Here is a 16,365-nt window from a genome sequence, read left to right as displayed (position 1 = left end):
AGGTCTGCGCAATGGGGCGCAGCGCGCCACGGGCTTCAGCCCGGCGCGTGGCCGGGCTTGAAGCGTGGGCTAGAAGCGCTAGCGAAGGAGGGGATGGCGGCGCATGGGAACATGCGCCGCTGAGCCCGGCGCACGATGGCGCCGGACGGCTACAGGCAACCCGGTAACCCGGCAACCTCAGGCGGCCTGGCGGATTTCCTGCAGCAGGTAACCGAAACCGCGCACGGTGACGATCTCGACACGGCAGCTTTCGAGCTTTTTGCGCACGCGGTGCACATAGACTTCGATCGCGGTGTCGCCGAGATCGCCGCCGAAGTGCGTGAGGTGATCCTGCAGTTGCGCCTTGCTCACGACGCGGCCATGACGCAGCAGCAGCATTTCGAGCACGGCAAACTCGCGCGGCGAAAGTTCGAGCGGCTTGTCGTCGTTGAAGATGCGGCGGTCGACGCCCGACAGACGCACGCCGCCGAGCGAGACCTCGGGGCGCGGCACGTCGCCGTGCGGGCCGCTGCGGCGCATCACGGCGCGAATGCGGGCTTCGAGCTCGGCCGGTTCGAACGGCTTGAGCATGTAGTCGTCGGCGCCCGAATTGAGGCCTTGCACGCGGTCGTTCAGCTCGTCGCGCGCGGTGAGGATGATGACCGGCGTGTGCCGGTTGCTCTGACGAAAGCGCGAAAGCAGCGTCATGCCATCGATGCCGGGCAGGCCGAGGTCGAGAATCACGAGCTCGTGACGGTTTTGCGTGAGTGCCTGTTCGGCGAAGATGCCGTCGTGGACCATGTCGACCGTGAAGCCGGCTTGTTCGAGGCTAGACTGGATACCGCGTGCGATAGGGCGGTCGTCTTCGATCAGAAGGAGTCGCATGGGATTCGCTCAAATACAATGGGTTTAGCACTTACGCACGCAGTTCGCGTTTCGACTTCTGGCGCAACTGCTCGCCTTCGAGCGGCGACGAACTCGCGTTGTCGTTGGGTCAGGAAGCACGTTCCAGACCGTATGCGCTGCTGATTGTACAGCGTCAGAACGTCTTCTCACCGGAACGTTTAGACCCCATGCAAGGGCTGCCTGGGAGTCTTACGTATTCTTCAAAAATGGCCTTCAAAGCTGAAGGTTTGGACGCCTGATACCCTGCATTATGCTTTCATTGCAGCGCTTGTGCGTGCTGTGCGTCGTGCGGGTTTCCATCTAACGCGCGACGCACGCAAAGCGTTTACGCGATCTTCATTCAGGCCGAAGCGGCGAGGGGGCCGGGCGCGATCGAATCGATGAAGCGCGCGAGCTGGATGTCGCGCGTGGTGAGGCCGTCGGCCTCATGGGTCGAAAGCGTGATTTCCACGCGGTTGTAGACGTTGAACCATTCGGGATGGTGGTTCATTTCCTGCGCCTTGATCGCCACGCGCGTCATGAAGCCGAAGGCTTCGTTGAAGTCGGCGAAACGGAAATGACGCTGGATGGCGTCGCGGCCCGCGACGGCATCCCAGCCGCGCAGTTCGGCGAGCTGCGTGGCGCGCTCTTCGGACGTGAGTCGATTGATCATCGTGGCACCTGTCTGTGCTGGGTGTATTCCGGGCCCGGCAAACGCGCCAGGCCGATTAGCCATTTTTTCACGGATGCGCAACCCGTGCGAGCTAGCCGGGTAGTGGGTGTGGCAATTCGCGCGTCCGGTCGGATGGCGCTCAGACGTCGCCGTCGTCGAGCCAGCCTTCACGTGTGCCGCGCGTGTAGATCGTGTCGCTGTGCAGCACGTCGCCGGCGGCGTAAGGCGCGGCGGCGATGAGCGGTGCGGGATGAGCGAGACGCGCGGCAATGCCCGCGCCGAGCGCGTCGAACAGCTGCGCGAACGAGTCGATCACGAAATAGGTCTTCTGAAACGTGTCGATGCGATAACGCGTGCGCAACACGCGCTCGAGGTCGAAGGCCAGCCGGTTGGGTGCGGCGCTTTCCACGCTGTAGAGCGATTCGCCCTTGCTCGACACGATGCCCGCACCGTAGATCTTTACGCCCTGCGGCGCGCTGGCTTCGCCGCTTGTATCACGGATGAGGCCGAATTCCACTGTGTACCAATAGAGGCGCGCGAGCAGCGGTAGCGCGCATTCGTCCACGGCGAGCGCGGCGCGCCCGTAGGCGTGGATCGCATCGGCGAAAACGGGGTCCGTTAGCAGCGGCACGTGGCCGAACAGATCGTGAAAGCAGTCCGGCTCCTGCAGGTAATCGAGCTGATCGGGACGGCGCATCCACCATGTGACCGGAAAGCGGCGGTGAGCCAGATGCTCGAAGAAGATGCGCTCGGGCACAAGCCCTGGCACCGCCACGATGCGCCAGCCGGTGGCGGCCATCAGCCGTTCGCTCACGGCATCGAATATGGGCACGTGCGCCACGTTCAGGCCGATGCGTTGCGCGCCTTCGATAAACGCTTCGCAGGCGCGGCCTTCGAGCAACGCCATCTGCCGCCGGTAGAGCTGCTCCCAAACCGCGTGATCGACCGCGCCGTAGCGTTCGAGCGGCTGGTCGATGGTGAAGTCGGGACGGGTCGTGAGGCCCGCGTCGAACTGCTCTTGCAGCTTCGCGGTGGCGGCGGCAGCCATGTTCGTAGTGCTCCGATAAAAATGCGGGTTAGTACGCAAGTGTAGAGCGGAGTGGGCGCGGCATGCGCGCATTCAAGGTGTGTATCGGAATTAATATGCAATAATCGAGCATCAATACATCAATAAATGCGGAATTTTTTCATGCTCGAACTCGATCATTTCGACCTCGCGCTGCTCGACGTTTTGCAGCGCTTCGGTCGCGCCACGCATCAGCAACTGGGCGAGCAGGTGCCGCTTTCGCCTTCGCAGATCGGCAGGCGGCTGCAGCGGCTGGAGGCGTCGGGGGTGATCGACGGCTATCGCGTCGTACTGCGCCCCGAAAAGCTCGGCCTGGGCGTGACGGCGTTCACGAGCCTGAAATTGAAGCACCACGGGGATTCGATCATCGAGCAATTCCAGCAGCAGATCGACGTGCTGCCGGAGGTGCTCGAATGCCACGCCGTGGTGGGCGACGCCGACTATTTGCTGCGCATCGTGGCGCCGGATCTGAACGCGCTGTCGTCGTTCGTGATGAAGAAGCTGATGAGGGTGCCCGGCGTGGACAGCGTGCGCTCGAACATCGTGCTCACGACGTTCAAGCGCAATGGTCCGCTGCCGCTCGGGCATCTGGAGCCCGGCGCGGCGGCGCCCTGAGTCCGACGACTTTAAGGCAGGCGCCGCAGGCTGCTCAGGCCGCTACGGCCGACGCGTTGAGCAGATCGACATAGGCCACGGCCACCAGATCGCTCTCATCCACGCCGAGCTGTTTGAACATCGCGTGCGCTTCGGCTTCGCCGCCTTGCTCGTCGTCCTCGGGGCCGAGCACCACTTCGAGCTCGACGAAGTCGCCGAGGCCATCCACGCGGTCCAGATGGATGCGCGTGCGGCCCGCCAGATACACGTGACGCTCCTTCGAAACGATGCCGCGCGTCGTAAGCGCCGTGGCGAGCAGCGAGTGCATCGCCTCGGCATTGGTGACCGGGCTGCGTGTGTAGTACGAAGCCTTCGGGCCGTCACGGTCGTCGCGTTGATAGAAGATCAGCTCGGGCGGCGTGCCGTCGTCGAACTGGCGCAGCTTCAGGCGGCCGCGCGGCACGTCGTAGAAAGAATCGAGCTGGCGAAAAATCAACGGCGCATCGGGCGCGAGTTGGGCGGCGCGTTCGCGCAACGCGTCGAAATGACGGGCGCGGGCTTTGATTTCGATGTTGCGGGCCATGCACAGCTCCTGTGGAACGGGGAACGATGGACGAGGCCCGGAACGCGCCGCGCCTCCATGCCTGCATTCGCGCGCCATCGGGTGCATCAGCCAGGTAGGGCGCGCAAAACGCGGAGCGAATTGCGAATCTAGCAAAACTTGTGTGACCGCGCCGTTACACCCGCTTTTTTACCCACCCCTGACGCGCGCAGGTTCATGAGCGCGGCTCATATCGCCCATTGCGTTTCGATGGCCTTGAGCGCAGCCGCGATAGTGGGCTCGTCGCGGCGCGCGGCGAGCGTGATGAAAGTGAGCTCAGTGGGCACCGTCACGCCTTCGACGATGGTGAGCGCATGCGCGTGCGCTTCGGCGATCGCGGTGGCGTCGCGGGCGAGCGAGAGCCCCACGCCCGACTTCACGAGATCGAGCATCGACGGCTCCTGGTCGACCTCGGCGACTTTCACGGGCTTGGCGTGCGCGGCTTCGAAGAGCCCCGTAAGCAGCCGGTTGTGCGCCGACGCGGGTGGCGTCCAGATCCAGGGCAGGGCCGCGAGCGCGCGCCAGTCACGCGCACCTTTGACGCGGTCTTTCCAGCCGGCGGGCGCGAGCACGCGGTACTGAAATTGCGTGAGCGTTAGCGTGTGGAAGGTATCGGGGTCCGGGGCGGGCTGGCCGATGTAATAGCCCACGTCCAGTTCGCGGGCGCGCACCTGGTCGAGCACCCAGCCTGACATGCCGTGACGCAGGGCCGTCTCGATCTGCGGCCAGGTTTCCACCAGCTGGCGCAGGAAGCCGCCGAGGCGCAGGAATGCGGGGTCGAGGATGGTGCCGATGCGCAGCCGCCCGCGCACCTCGTGGCGCAGCGCGGCGGCGGCGCGCTGCACATCGCCGGCGGCGGCTAGCGCGCGCTCGGCGTGCGGCAGCAACGCCTGGCCGTCGCGTGTGAGCACAAGGCCATGCGAGGTGCGGGTGAAGAGCGTGACGCCGAGCGTCTCCTGCAAATGCTTGATCTGCAGGCTCACGGCCGGCTGGGTCAGATGCAGATGCGTGGCCGCGCGCGTGAGATTGCCCTCTCGCGCGACCGTCACGAATGCGCGCAACAAGGTCAGGTCCATGCGCTGATATTAACTCGCCTTATATCTCTGTTGAGGATTAATCATTGGATCGCCGATGCCTCGCGCGATTACGCTAATTGGCACAGAACAGGCGTTGCGAGCACAGCAAGTACAAAAGGAGACCCAGCCATGGCCACGCAAGGACGCGACGCACCCACGCGCCGCCTGGAAGGCGAATTCGATTACGTGATCGTCGGCGCTGGCACGGCGGGCTGCGTGCTCGCCAACCGCCTCACGCAAGACCCCGATGTTTCGGTGCTGCTGATCGAGGCGGGCGGCAAGGACGACTATCACTGGATCCACATTCCGGTTGGCTACTTGTACTGCATCGGTAATCCGCGCACGGACTGGCTCTACAAAACCGTTGCGGAGGAAGGCCTCAACGGCCGGGCGCTGTCGTATCCGCGAGGGCGCGTGCTCGGTGGATCGTCGTCGATCAACGGCATGATCTACATGCGCGGCCAGCGCGAGGACTACGACGAATGGGCGCGCGTGACCGGCGACTCGGGCTGGTCGTGGGATGCGGTGCTGCCCGTGTTTCGCGGCAGCGAGGATCATCACGGCGGCGCAAATGCGTATCACGGCGCAGGCGGCGAATGGCGCGTCGAGAAGCAACGCTTGAAGTGGCAGATTCTCGAATCGTTCGCGCAAGCCGCGCAGGAACAGGGCATTCCCGCCACCGACGATTTCAACCGCGGCGACAGCGGTGGCCCAAACGGCGGCGTCGGCTATTTCGAGGTGAACCAGAAGCACGGCGTGCGCTGGAACACCTCGAAGGCTTTCCTGCGGGCAGCCATGAAGCGGCCCAATCTCACCGTGGTCACAGGAGCGCTCACCGAGCGCGTGGTCTTCGAAGGCACGCGTTGCGTGGGCGTGGAATATCGGGGCGATGTCGCGTATTTCGCACGAGCGCGGTGTGAAGTCATCCTGAGCGCAGGCGCGGTGAACTCGCCGCAACTGCTGGAGCGCTCCGGCGTGGGCGATGCGGCGCGGCTCGCGCGGCTTGGGGTGGGCGTCGTGCAGGACCTGCGCGGCGTGGGCGAGAACCTTCAGGACCATCTGCAACTGCGCATGGCGTTTCGCGTGAACGGCGTGCGCACGCTCAACACGGCCTCCGCGCACTGGTGGGGCAAGCTGATGATCGGCATGGAGTACGCGCTGTTCCAGAGCGGGCCGATGTCGATGGCGCCTTCGCAGCTCGGCGCGTTCGCGAAGTCGGATGCGAGCAGGACGCGTCCCGACCTCCAGTATCACGTGCAGCCGCTCTCGCTCGATCGCTTCGGCGAGCCGCTGCATCGCTTCAACGCATTCACGGCATCGGTCTGCAATTTGCAGCCTACGTCGCGCGGCAGCATTCATGCGGCGTCGGCCAATCCCGAGGACGCGCCCGTGATTGCGCCGAATTATCTGTCGACCGAGGAGGACTTGCGCGTGGCCGCGAATGCCATGCGCCTTACGCGCCGCATTGCGGCTTCGGCCGCGCTCGCGGGTTATCGACCCGAGGAAATTCTGCCTGGGCCCGCCTTCCAGAGCGAAGCGCAACTGCGCGAGGCAGCCGGCAACGTGGGCACGACAATCTTCCATCCGGTGGGCACCTGCCGCATGGGCCGCGCCGACGATGCCGACGCCGTGGTCGATGCGCGTTTGCGCGTGCGCGGCGTGCAGGGCTTGCGTGTCGTGGATGCATCGGTGATGCCGATCATCACCTCGGGCAACACGAATTCGCCCACGTTGATGATTGCCGAGCGCGCCGCGCAGATGTTGCGCGAAGACCGTCGCGCAACCGCGCCCGCGAACGTGCGCAATGAGGTGAGCGCGTCCGCGACGCCTGCTTGAAGCGCGTTTCGGATCACTATCCAGGACTTGCGCCGCGCAAGTGCTTTGGCACGTCTTACGCGTAATCGCGGTGTTTTCAAGTTGACGTCATCATGATGTCTTCATGCTGCGATTTGTCGTCAAGTTTCGCTTTGAGCGCATATGGACCGTGTTGCTCACCCGTAAGTGCAAATCCCAATGATTGCGCTGCATCATTGGCGAGACAATGTCGCGGAATGAGAGAGCTGGCAGACGCGCGCCCAAACATGGCGCGCAGTGCAAAGTTGCGCACGGCCCAGCACGAACGATTGAAGTGTTACGCCTTACTTCGCGTGGAAGGGGACATGATTCTCGGCGACACGATTCTGGAGACACGCGGCCTCACGAAACAGTTCAAGGGTTTCACGGCCGTCAACGGGGTGAACCTGCGCGTGTGCCGCGGTTCGATTCACGCGCTCATTGGGCCGAACGGCGCGGGCAAGACCACTTGTTTCAATCTCCTAACCAAATTCCTCGTCCCGAGTTCGGGGCGCATTGTCTTCAACGGGATCGACATCACGCATGAGCGGCCCGCGCAAATCGCGCGGCGCGGCATCATTCGCTCGTTTCAGATTTCGGCGGTGTTTCCGCATTTGACTGCGCTGCAGAACGTGCGCATCGGCCTGCAACGCCAGCTTGGCACCGCGTATCACTTCTGGAAGAGCGAGCGCACGCTCGCCGAACTCGACGATCGCGCGATGGATCTGCTCACTCAGGTTGGCCTGACCGATTTCGCCGATGTGCCCACCGTTGAGCTTGCCTATGGACGCAAGCGCGCGCTCGAGATCGCGACCACGCTCGCGATGGAGCCCGAACTCATGCTGCTCGACGAGCCCACCCAGGGCATGGGTCACGAAGACGTGGACCGCGTCACGGCGCTCATCAAGAAAGTGTCGAACGGCCGGACGATCCTGATGGTCGAGCACAACATGAACGTGATCGCCGGCATTTCCGACACCATCACGGTCCTGCAGCGCGGCGAGGTGCTGGCCGAGGGCAGCTACGCGGAAGTGTCGAAGAACCCGCTCGTGGCTGAGGCGTATATGGGCAGTGCCGACGCGGCGCTCGTGGGTGCGCACGCATGAGCACAGTGACCGAGCAAGGACACGTTACGACTGTGGATACGGCATCCGGCGAAAGTGCCCTCGAAATCGCGGGTCTGCAAACCTGGTATGGCGAATCGCACATCTTGCACGGCGTCGATTTTTCCGTGAAACGCGGCGAAGTCGTCACGCTGCTCGGGCGCAACGGCGCGGGGCGTACGACCACGCTGCGCGCGATCATGGGTCTCACCGGCCGGCGCACCGGGTCGATCCGCATCGGCGGGCGCGAAACCATCCATATGCCCACCTACCGCATCGCGCATTGCGGCGTGGGCTATTGCCCCGAGGAGCGCGGCATTTTCTCCAGCCTCTCGTGCGAGGAAAACCTGCTGCTGCCCCCTGCGATCGGCATGAAGGGCGCGAAGGGGATGCCGCTCGACGAGATTTACTCGATGTTCCCGAATCTCGCGGAGCGCCGCAACAGCCAGGGCACGCGGCTCTCGGGCGGCGAGCAGCAGATGCTCGCCGTGGCGCGCATCCTGCGCACCGGCGCGAACCTGCTGCTGCTCGACGAAATTTCCGAAGGCCTCGCGCCGGTCATCGTGCAGACGCTCGCCCGCATGATCATCACGCTGAAGTCGCGCGGCTACACGATCGTGATGGTCGAGCAGAACTTCCGCTTCGCGGCGCCGCTCGCCGACCGTTTCTATGTGATGGAGCACGGGCGCATCGTCGAGCGCTTCGGCATCGCCGAACTCGAAGGCAAGATGCCCGTGCTGCACGATCTTTTGGGGGTCTAATTCCCATTTCTCTTGTCGCGTGCGGGCGCAGGACCGCGCCGCGCGATTCGTTTGCCTCCGGTGTTCATGGAGTGTTCCTGAATAACAACGCAACCAAATGAAGGAGACTGCAATGAAGAAAACCACGTTCGCGCGGCTTGCGGGCCTGTTTGCCGCCTCGGCAGCCGTGATGGCGTTCAGCGCAGGGACCGCGCAGGCCGCCAACGACGCGGTGAAGATCGGCTTCATCACCGACATGTCGGGCCTCTATGCGGATGACGACGGTCCGGGCGGCCTCACCGCCATCAAGATGGCGGTGGCGGACTTCGGCGGCAAGGTGCTCGGCAAGCCGATCCAGGTCGTGTACGCCGACCATCAGAACAAGGCGGACATCGCGGCGTCGAAGGCGCGTGAGTGGATCGACCGTGACGGGCTCGATCTGCTGCTAGGCGGCACGAATTCGGCGACCGCGCTGGCGATGAATCAGGTTGCGCTCGAGAAGAAGCGCGTTTTCATCAACACCGGCGCGGGCACCGATGCGCTGACGAACGAGCAGTGCACGCCGTACACGGTCCACTACGGCTACGACACGGTTGCGCTCGCCAAAGGCACGGGCCTCGCGGTGCTCAAGCAGGGCGGTAAGACCTGGTTCTTCCTGACTGCCGATTACGCGTTCGGCAAGTCGCTCGAGAAGAACACCGCGGACGTCGTGAAGGCGAACGGCGGCCAGGTGCTGGGCGAGGTGCGCCATCCGCTCTCGGCGTCGGACTTCTCGTCGTTCCTGCTGCAAGCGCAGGCGTCGAAGGCGCAGATCCTCGGTCTCGCGAACGCCGGCGGCGACACGGTCAACGCGATCAAGGCCGCGAAGGAGTTCGGCATCAACAAGACGATGAAGACCGCTGCGCTGCTGATGTTCCTGCCCGACGTGCATAGCCTCGGGCTCGAGACCACGCAGGGCCTCGTGCTTACGACCGGTTGGTACTGGGATCAGAACGACGCGTCGCGCAAGTGGGCGCAGCGCTACTACGAGCAGACGAAGAAGATGCCGTCCGAGTTGCAGGCGGCCGATTATTCGGCGGCAACGTCGTATCTGAAGGCGGTGCAGGCGGCTGGCACGACCGATGCCGACAAGGTCATGGCGGAGTTGAAGAAGAACAAGGTCAATGACATGTACACGAACAACGGCTATATCCGCCAGGACGGCGTGCTGATTCACGACATGTATCTGGTCGAGGTGAAGAAGCCGTCCGAATCGAAGAAGCCGTGGGACTACTACAAGGTCTTGCAGACGATTCCGGGCGAGCAGGCTTACACCACGAAGCAGGAGAGCAAGTGCGCGCTGTGGAAGTAAGCGCCCTGGCATTTTGTCGGACCCAAAGGGTGTGACGCAGGGGTGTCAGGCATGCGGCACGCGGCGCGGCGTAGTAGTAGGGAAGCCCGCGCTGCGTGCCGCATGTGTGCGTAACCGTTGTTGGCATTCATGGCGGCTTTCATGACGATCTTTGGCATTCCGCTTCCGGCAATGCTGAGCCAGTTGTTGCTCGGGCTCGTGAACGGTTCGTTCTACGCGATCCTGAGCCTGGGTCTCGCAGTGATTTTCGGCATGCTCAACGTGATCAACTTCGCGCACGGCGCGTTGTTCATGCTGGGCGCGATGCTCACGTGGATGGGCCTCGCTTATTTCAACTTGCCGTACTGGGTGATGATCTTCGTCGCGCCCATTCTGGTGGGTCTCGTTGGTGTGGTGATCGAGCGTTCGATGCTGCGCTGGCTTTATCGGCTCGATCATTTGTATGGACTCCTGCTGACCTTCGGGCTCACGCTCGTGGTGGAAGGCGTGTTCCGCTCGATCTACGGTTCCTCGGGGCAGCCGTACGACGTGCCCGAGGCGCTTTCGGGCGCGACCAATCTCGGCTTCATGTATCTGCCCAACTATCGCGCGTGGGTCGTGGTCGCGTCGCTGGCCGTGTGTTTCGCCACCTGGTTCGTGATCGAGAAGACGCGCCTTGGCGCCTATCTGCGCGCGGGCACCGAGAACCCCAAGCTCGTCGAGGCGTTCGGCATCAACGTGCCGCTCATGATCACGCTCACCTATGGCTTTGGCGTCGCGCTCGCCGCGTTCGCGGGCGTGCTGGCCGCGCCGGTCATCCAGGTCTCGCCGCTGATGGGCCAGCCGATGATCATCACGGTGTTCGCCGTGGTCGTGATCGGGGGCATGGGTTCGATCATGGGGTCGATCATCACGGGCCTCCTGCTCGGCGTGATCGAAGGATTCACGCGCGTGTTCTGGCCCGAGGCTTCCGCGACCGTGGTGTTCGTGATCATGGCGATCGTGCTGCTGATTCGCCCCGCTGGCCTCTTCGGCAAGGAACGGTGATGCAAAGAAAAGTGCTTTATGGCGTGCTGTTGATCGGGCTGATCGTGGCGCCCTTCGCCGGCGCGTATCCGCTCTTCGTGATGAAGGTGCTGTGCTTCGCGCTCTTTGCCGCCGCGTTCAATCTGCTGATCGGCTATACGGGGCTGCTCTCGTTCGGGCATGCGATGTTCCTCGCGACGGCGGGCTACACCACCGGCTATACGATCCAGTCGCTCGGCTTCACGCCCGAGCTGGGCGTGCTGGCCGGCACCGTCGCGGGCACGGTGCTCGGGCTGATCGTGGGCCTGTTCGCGATCCGCCGCCAGGGCATTTACTTCGCGATGGTCACGCTCGCGCTCGCGCAGATGGTGTACTTCGTGTACCTGCAGGCGCCGTTCACGCACGGCGAGGATGGCCTGCAGGGCGTGCCGCGCGGCAAGCTGTTCGGGATCGTCTCGCTCGACTCCGATCTCACGCTGTACTACGTCGTGCTTGTGGTGATGGTGCTCGCGTTCCTGTTGATCGTGCGGACCGTGCATTCGCCATTCGGGCAGGTGCTGGGCGCGATCAAGGAGAACGAGCCGCGCGCCGTTTCGCTTGGCTACGACACCGACCGCTTCAAGCTGCTCGCTTTCGTGCTTTCGGCGGGACTTGCGGGGCTTGCCGGATCGCTCAAGGTGCTCGTGCTCGGCTTCGAGACGCTCGGCGACGCCTACTGGACCATGTCCGGCCTCGTGATCCTGATGACGCTCGTGGGCGGCATGGGCACGCTGTTCGGGCCGCTGCTGGGCGCGGCGTTGATCGTGGCGCTCGAAGACCGGCTCGGCGACATCGGCACCGCACTCGCGCATCTGACGGGCGTGGAATGGTTCCGCTCGCTGGGCGAGTCGGCGACGATCGTGACCGGCCTCATCTTCATCGCATGCGTGCTGGCATTCCGGCGCGGCATCGTTGGCGAGATTGTCTCGCGCGTGCGGCCGTTGCGGGCTTGATAAGGCAGTGCAGCAAGTGGCGCGAGCTGCTTCATCGTGTTTCGCGGGCGGCAATGAGACAATGGCGCTTCGGCATGCCCCCGGAGTGCCCGATTCGGGTGCCGCACTGCACCACTAGGGTAAATGCTAGTTGCCCGAAAGGGGGGTGAAGTTTAAAGTCTCGTCTAGTTCTGATGCACCAAATTTGCAGGTGGAGAACGAGGAGACAACTGAGGCACAAAGTGCCCGGACAAGGAAGCGCTGTTGGATGAGAGTCCAGCAGCGCTTTTTATATTGTGCGCCCGTTTTTCCGGCATGCGCGCTAGCTTCCCGATTATCTCTTTCTCCCTCCGGTTTTTTCTTCTTTCCCCTCGCGTTACCTTCGCATGTCGATTGCCAATAATCGATGCCTGCAACCGCATTTCTTCACACTCCGAATTACGCAAGTTTTGCCGCAAAGCGCGCAACATCCCGCCAGGCGTTGCATTCGCGCCGTAAGCCATTGGAAAGCGCTTGCCGCGCCAAACATCGCTCCGTTACACTCGCCATTCGCCGACCATGCGGTCAGCATTATCTGCCGGCATGGTTTTCCGGATTCGCTGAAAATCCAGGGCAATAAAGAAAACGATTATCGAAGGAGTCGAGATGCAGTTGGTTTGGCGTTGGATGAGCGCGGCTTGTGTCGCGACCGGGGTGCTCGCGGCGACCGCGGGTGTGGCGCAGGCGGACGTGAAGATCGGCGTGACGCTGTCAGCCACGGGGCCGGCGGCATCGCTGGGGATTCCCGAGAAGTTTACGGTCGCGCTGCTGCCGAAGGAAATCGCGGGTCAGAAGATCGACTACATCGTGCTCGATGACGCCACCGATTCCACCCAGGCCGTGAAGAACGCGCGCAAGCTCACGAGCGAAGATCACGTGGACGCGCTGATTGGCTCGACCGTGGTGCCGAATTCGCTCGCGATGATCGACGTCGCCGCCGAAACGGGTACGCCGATGATCTCCATGGCCGCCGCGGCCTCGATCGTCGAGCCGATGGATGCGAAGCGCGCGTGGGTGTTCAAGACGCCGCAGAACGATCAGCTGATGGCTGGCGCCATCGCGCAGCACATGGCCGCGCACGGCGTGAAGACGGTGGCCTTCATCGGCTTCTCGGACGCCTATGGCGAGAGCTGGTACAAGGAATTCAGCGCCGCTGCCGCGAAGCAGAACATCAAGGTCGTGGCGAACGAGCGCTTCGCGCGTAACGACGCTTCGGTCACGGGCCAGGCGCTCAAGATGATCTCCCAGCATCCCGACGCCGTACTGATCGCCGGCGCGGGCACGCCGGCCGCGCTGCCGCAGAAGACACTCAAGGAGCGCGGTTACGCAGGCAAGATCTATCAGACGCACGGCGTGGCGAATAACGACTTCCTGCGCGTGTGCGGCAAGGATTGCGAGGGCACGTATCTGCCTGCCGGGCCGCTGCTCGTGGCCGACCAGTTGCCGGCAACGAATCCGGTCAAGCAATCGGCGCTTGCGTACAAAGCGGCCTACGAAAAGGCCTACGGCGCAGGCTCTATCTCGACGTTCGGCGGCCACGCGTGGGACGCGGGCTTGTTGTTGCAGCACGCGATTCCGGTCGCCTTGAAGGCGGGGCAGCCCGGCACGAAGGCGTTCCGCGAGGCGCTGCGCAAGGCGCTTGAAGAGTCGCACGACGTGGCGGGCGCGCATGGCATCTTCGACATGAGCGCAACCGATCATGCGGGCCTCGATCAACGCGCGCGCGTGATGGTGCAGATTACCGGCGGCAAGTGGAAGCTGGCCGGCGACTGAGTTTCACGAGGAACGCGCAAGCACAGCAAGCAAGGGACGAAAAAGGCACGCTCGAATCGAGGTGCCTTTTTTGTTGCCAATGCAACGAGCCGGGGCGGGCAGGGAAAACCATGCATCACATGCACCATCCCGGTTACTACACTCAGAGGCCAGCGCCGCTTTCACGAAGATCATAGTAATTGGCGCCGGATGGCTCGATAACACGCAGACAAAGCGTTTGGAGACGCGCAATGAAAACGAAAAAGTGGGTTTTGAGGTCGATTAGCGCCGGACTCGCAGCGGCGCTGATGGGTGCGGCTGGCATGGCCGTGGCGCAGGTGAAGATTGGCGTGACGCTTTCGGCGACGGGGCCGGCTGCGTCGCTCGGCATTCCGGAGAAAAACACCGTTGCGCTGCTGCCCAAGGAGATCGCGGGCAAGAGCGTGCAGTACATCGTGCTCGACGATGCCTCCGACACGAGCAAGGCCGTGCAGAACACGCACAAGCTGATCGACGAAGATCACGTGGACGCGATCATCGGCTCCTCGGTGACGCCCAACTCGCTGGCGATGCTCGACGTGGTGGCCCAAGGCAAGACGCCGATGATTTCGCTTGCGGCGTCGGCGGCCATCGTGCAGCCGATGGACGACAAGCGTAAATGGGCCTTCAAGACGCCGCAGAACGACGACCTGATGGCCAACGCGATCGCGAGCTACATGGAGAAGCACGGCGTGAAGACGGTGGGCTTCATCGGCTTCACGGATGCCTACGGCGACAGCTGGTACAAGGAGTTCGGCGCGGCGGCGGCGAAGCACAACCTCAAGGTCGTCGCGAACGAACGCTATAACCGCGCGGATTCGTCGGTCACGGGCCAGGTGCTCAAGCTGATGTCGTCGAACCCCGACGCGGTGCTGATCGCAGGCTCCGGCACGCCTGCGGCGCTGCCCGCGACCACGCTCAAGGACCGCGGCTACAAGGGCAAGATCTATCAGACGCACGGTGTCGCGAACAACGACTTCCTGCGTGTGTGCGGCAAGGACTGCGAAGGCGAGATCCTGCCCGCCGGCCCGATTCTGGTCGCCGATCAACTGCCTGATTCGAACCCTGTGAAGGCGTCGGCGCTCGCCTATAAGGCGGCCTATGAGAAGGCCTACGGCGCGGGCACCGTGGCGACCTTCGGCGGCCACGCCTGGGACGCGGGCCAGATGCTCCAGCGCGCAATTCCGGTCGCACTGAAGTCAGGGCAGCCCGGCACTGAGGCATTCCGCGTGGCGCTGCGCGACGCGCTCGAGAACGTCAAGGAGCTGCCGCTCTCGCACGGCATCATGAACACCACGCCGACCAACCACAACGGCCTCGACGAGCGCGCGCGCGTGATCGTCGAGATCGTCAACGGCAAATGGAAGTTGCAGGGCGAGTGAGCGCCGCGCACGACGTGGTGACGTGACGCTGTGCGGCGTCACGTGAAACGCCCACCGCGCACTCAACACTCACGCTTCATTTCGGCCACTCACAATGGCCGCGCACCGTGTCCTTGCGGTGCCTCTTTCAACGCGGCGCAGCCCGGCAGCTGCGCCGCGTGCTTTTCTTGCATCGCTATCATTTCCGACGTACCAGGTTTCACGCGCTACACAAAGAGGGGTTATGGATTTATCGATCGCCGCGATCCTCGCGCAGGACGGCATCACCACCGGAGCAATCTACGCGCTGCTTGCGCTCGCACTGGTGCTGGTGTTTTCCGTGACGCGGGTGATCTTCATTCCGCAGGGCGAGTTCGTCTCGTACGGCGCGCTCACACTGGCCGCGCTGCAATCGCAGAAGTTTCCCGCGACCTGCTGGTTGCTCGTCGCGCTGGGCGCCGCGTGCTTCGTCGTGGAGACTGCCGGGCTCGTGCGGCACGCCGAGCGGCGCAAGCACGCGCCGCGCACGCTCGTGACGCTCGCAGGCAAGTATCTGCTCTTTCCCATCGCACTCTATGCGCTGACGCGCGGCGTAGCGGGGCAGCCGCTGCCCATGCTCGCGCAGATCGCGCTCACGCTTGCGATCGTCGTGCCGATGGGGCCGTTCATTTATCGGCTCGCGTACGAGCCGATCGCCGAGGCAACCACGCTGCTGCTGCTGATCGTGGCCGTGCACTTCGCGATGGTGGGGCTCGGGCTCGTGATGTTCGGCGCTGAGGGTTCGCGCACGAACGCGTTCACCGATGCCACGTTCAACGTCGGCAGCCTCTCGATCTCGGGGCAGAGCCTCTGGGTCATCGGCACGGCAGTGGTGCTGATCGTCGCGCTGTACTTCTATTTCGACCGCACGATTCCGGGCAAGGCGCTGCGCGCGACCTCGGTGAACCGGCTGGGCGCGCGCCTCGTGGGCATCGGCACGACGCAGGCTGGGCGGCTCGCATTCACGCTTGCGGCGGGCCTGGGCGCGCTGTGCGGCGTGCTCGTGGCGCCGCTCACCACCATCTACTACGACTCGGGCTTCCTGATCGGCCTGAAGGGCTTCGTGGGCGCCATCATAGGCGGCCTCGTGAGCTATCCGCTCGCCGCTGCGGGCTCCGTGCTCGTGGGCCTGCTGGAGTCGTATTCGTCGTTCTGGGCGAGTTCCTACAAGGAAGTGATCGTGTTCACGCTGATCATTCCCGTGCTGCTGTGGCGCAGCCTTTCCACGCCGCATGCCGAAGAGGAAGAGGAGTGACGC

The 16,365-nt window shown here is 63.7% G+C and carries 15 protein-coding genes and 1 pseudogene; 11 read left to right on the top strand and 5 right to left on the bottom strand.

Annotated features, from left to right (window positions below; all coding sequences use genetic code 11):
* Window positions 1-177: 177 nt before the first annotated feature.
* On the bottom strand, window positions 178-864 hold the full coding sequence (locus tag HV773_RS05600; protein WP_035523205.1) for a response regulator: 687 nt from the start codon (window positions 862-864) through the stop codon (window positions 178-180).
* A 26-nt stretch (window positions 865-890) separates the two neighbouring features.
* Between HV773_RS05600 and HV773_RS05595 the strand changes: the two are divergent.
* A pseudogene (locus HV773_RS05595) lies at window positions 891-1,108 on the top strand (DUF3717 domain-containing protein); the annotation flags it as partial.
* Between the two features lie 117 nt (window positions 1,109-1,225).
* Here HV773_RS05595 and HV773_RS05590 read toward each other — a convergent pair.
* Together HV773_RS05590 and phhA are read right to left on the bottom strand one after the other, a co-directional pair.
* A complete protein-coding gene (locus tag HV773_RS05590; protein ID WP_281365253.1) occupies window positions 1,226-1,600 on the bottom strand; it encodes a 4a-hydroxytetrahydrobiopterin dehydratase in 375 nt (124 codons plus the stop codon).
* A 76-nt stretch (window positions 1,601-1,676) separates the two neighbouring features.
* Window positions 1,677-2,585 carry a phenylalanine 4-monooxygenase gene (phhA, locus tag HV773_RS05585; RefSeq protein ID WP_129563198.1) on the bottom strand — a complete coding sequence of 303 codons (909 nt, stop codon included), beginning with the start codon at window positions 2,583-2,585 and terminating at the stop codon, window positions 1,677-1,679.
* 141 nt (window positions 2,586-2,726) lie between these two features.
* Between phhA and HV773_RS05580 the strand changes: the two genes are divergently transcribed.
* Window positions 2,727-3,218, top strand: a complete 492-nt coding sequence (locus HV773_RS05580) for an Lrp/AsnC family transcriptional regulator (RefSeq protein ID WP_065062258.1) — start codon at window positions 2,727-2,729, stop codon at window positions 3,216-3,218.
* Window positions 3,219-3,252: 34 nt separating this feature from the next.
* Here HV773_RS05580 and HV773_RS05575 read toward each other — a convergent pair whose 3' ends face one another.
* Window positions 3,253-3,780: a class IV adenylate cyclase gene (locus HV773_RS05575; protein ID WP_129563197.1), complete on the bottom strand. Its 528-nt coding sequence runs from the start codon at window positions 3,778-3,780 to the stop codon at window positions 3,253-3,255.
* Window positions 3,781-3,986: 206 nt separating this feature from the next.
* Window positions 3,987-4,874 (bottom strand): LysR family transcriptional regulator, encoded by an 888-nt coding sequence (locus HV773_RS05570; RefSeq protein ID WP_129563196.1) that lies wholly within the window; start codon window positions 4,872-4,874, stop codon window positions 3,987-3,989.
* A 129-nt stretch (window positions 4,875-5,003) separates the two neighbouring features.
* On the opposite strand from HV773_RS05570, the gene HV773_RS05565 reads away from it, so the two are divergent.
* The 9 genes from HV773_RS05565 to HV773_RS05525 all read left to right on the top strand — a co-directional run bounded on the left by HV773_RS05565 (window position 5,004) and on the right by HV773_RS05525 (window position 16,362).
* Entirely contained in the window at window positions 5,004-6,710 is a 1,707-nt protein-coding gene (locus HV773_RS05565; protein ID WP_129563195.1) for a GMC family oxidoreductase, read from the top strand.
* A 323-nt stretch (window positions 6,711-7,033) separates the two neighbouring features.
* Window positions 7,034-7,813, top strand: coding sequence for an ABC transporter ATP-binding protein (locus tag HV773_RS05560; RefSeq protein ID WP_035523188.1), 780 nt, complete (start codon window positions 7,034-7,036; stop codon window positions 7,811-7,813).
* Window positions 7,810-8,571 carry an ABC transporter ATP-binding protein gene (locus HV773_RS05555; protein WP_129563194.1) on the top strand — a complete coding sequence of 254 codons (762 nt, stop codon included), beginning with the start codon at window positions 7,810-7,812 and terminating at the stop codon, window positions 8,569-8,571. Before HV773_RS05560 ends, HV773_RS05555 begins: the two co-directional genes overlap by 4 nt.
* 112 nt (window positions 8,572-8,683) lie before the next feature.
* Complete coding sequence (locus HV773_RS05550; protein WP_162497819.1) at window positions 8,684-9,901, top strand: ABC transporter substrate-binding protein; 1,218 nt, start codon at window positions 8,684-8,686, stop codon at window positions 9,899-9,901.
* A gap of 141 nt (window positions 9,902-10,042) precedes the next feature.
* Window positions 10,043-10,927 carry a branched-chain amino acid ABC transporter permease gene (locus HV773_RS05545; RefSeq protein ID WP_129563193.1) on the top strand — a complete coding sequence of 295 codons (885 nt, stop codon included), beginning with the start codon at window positions 10,043-10,045 and terminating at the stop codon, window positions 10,925-10,927.
* Window positions 10,927-11,898 (top strand): branched-chain amino acid ABC transporter permease, encoded by a 972-nt coding sequence (locus HV773_RS05540; protein ID WP_129563192.1) that lies wholly within the window; start codon window positions 10,927-10,929, stop codon window positions 11,896-11,898. Before HV773_RS05545 ends, HV773_RS05540 begins: the two co-directional genes overlap by 1 nt.
* 645 nt (window positions 11,899-12,543) lie before the next feature.
* Window positions 12,544-13,689: an ABC transporter substrate-binding protein gene (locus HV773_RS05535; protein WP_377729796.1), complete on the top strand. Its 1,146-nt coding sequence runs from the start codon at window positions 12,544-12,546 to the stop codon at window positions 13,687-13,689.
* A gap of 230 nt (window positions 13,690-13,919) precedes the next feature.
* Window positions 13,920-15,089: an ABC transporter substrate-binding protein gene (locus HV773_RS05530; RefSeq protein ID WP_129563190.1), complete on the top strand. Its 1,170-nt coding sequence runs from the start codon at window positions 13,920-13,922 to the stop codon at window positions 15,087-15,089.
* A 223-nt stretch (window positions 15,090-15,312) separates the two neighbouring features.
* Window positions 15,313-16,362 (top strand): branched-chain amino acid ABC transporter permease, encoded by a 1,050-nt coding sequence (locus HV773_RS05525; protein ID WP_175194371.1) that lies wholly within the window; start codon window positions 15,313-15,315, stop codon window positions 16,360-16,362.
* Window positions 16,363-16,365: the final 3 nt, after the last annotated feature.

The organism is Paraburkholderia caffeinitolerans, assembly GCF_902859945.1.
Taxonomy (GTDB): Bacteria; Pseudomonadota; Gammaproteobacteria; order Burkholderiales; family Burkholderiaceae; genus Paraburkholderia; species Paraburkholderia caffeinitolerans.
Note: the sequence above shows the minus strand (reverse complement) of the source record. Positions and strands in the feature narration are given on the sequence as shown.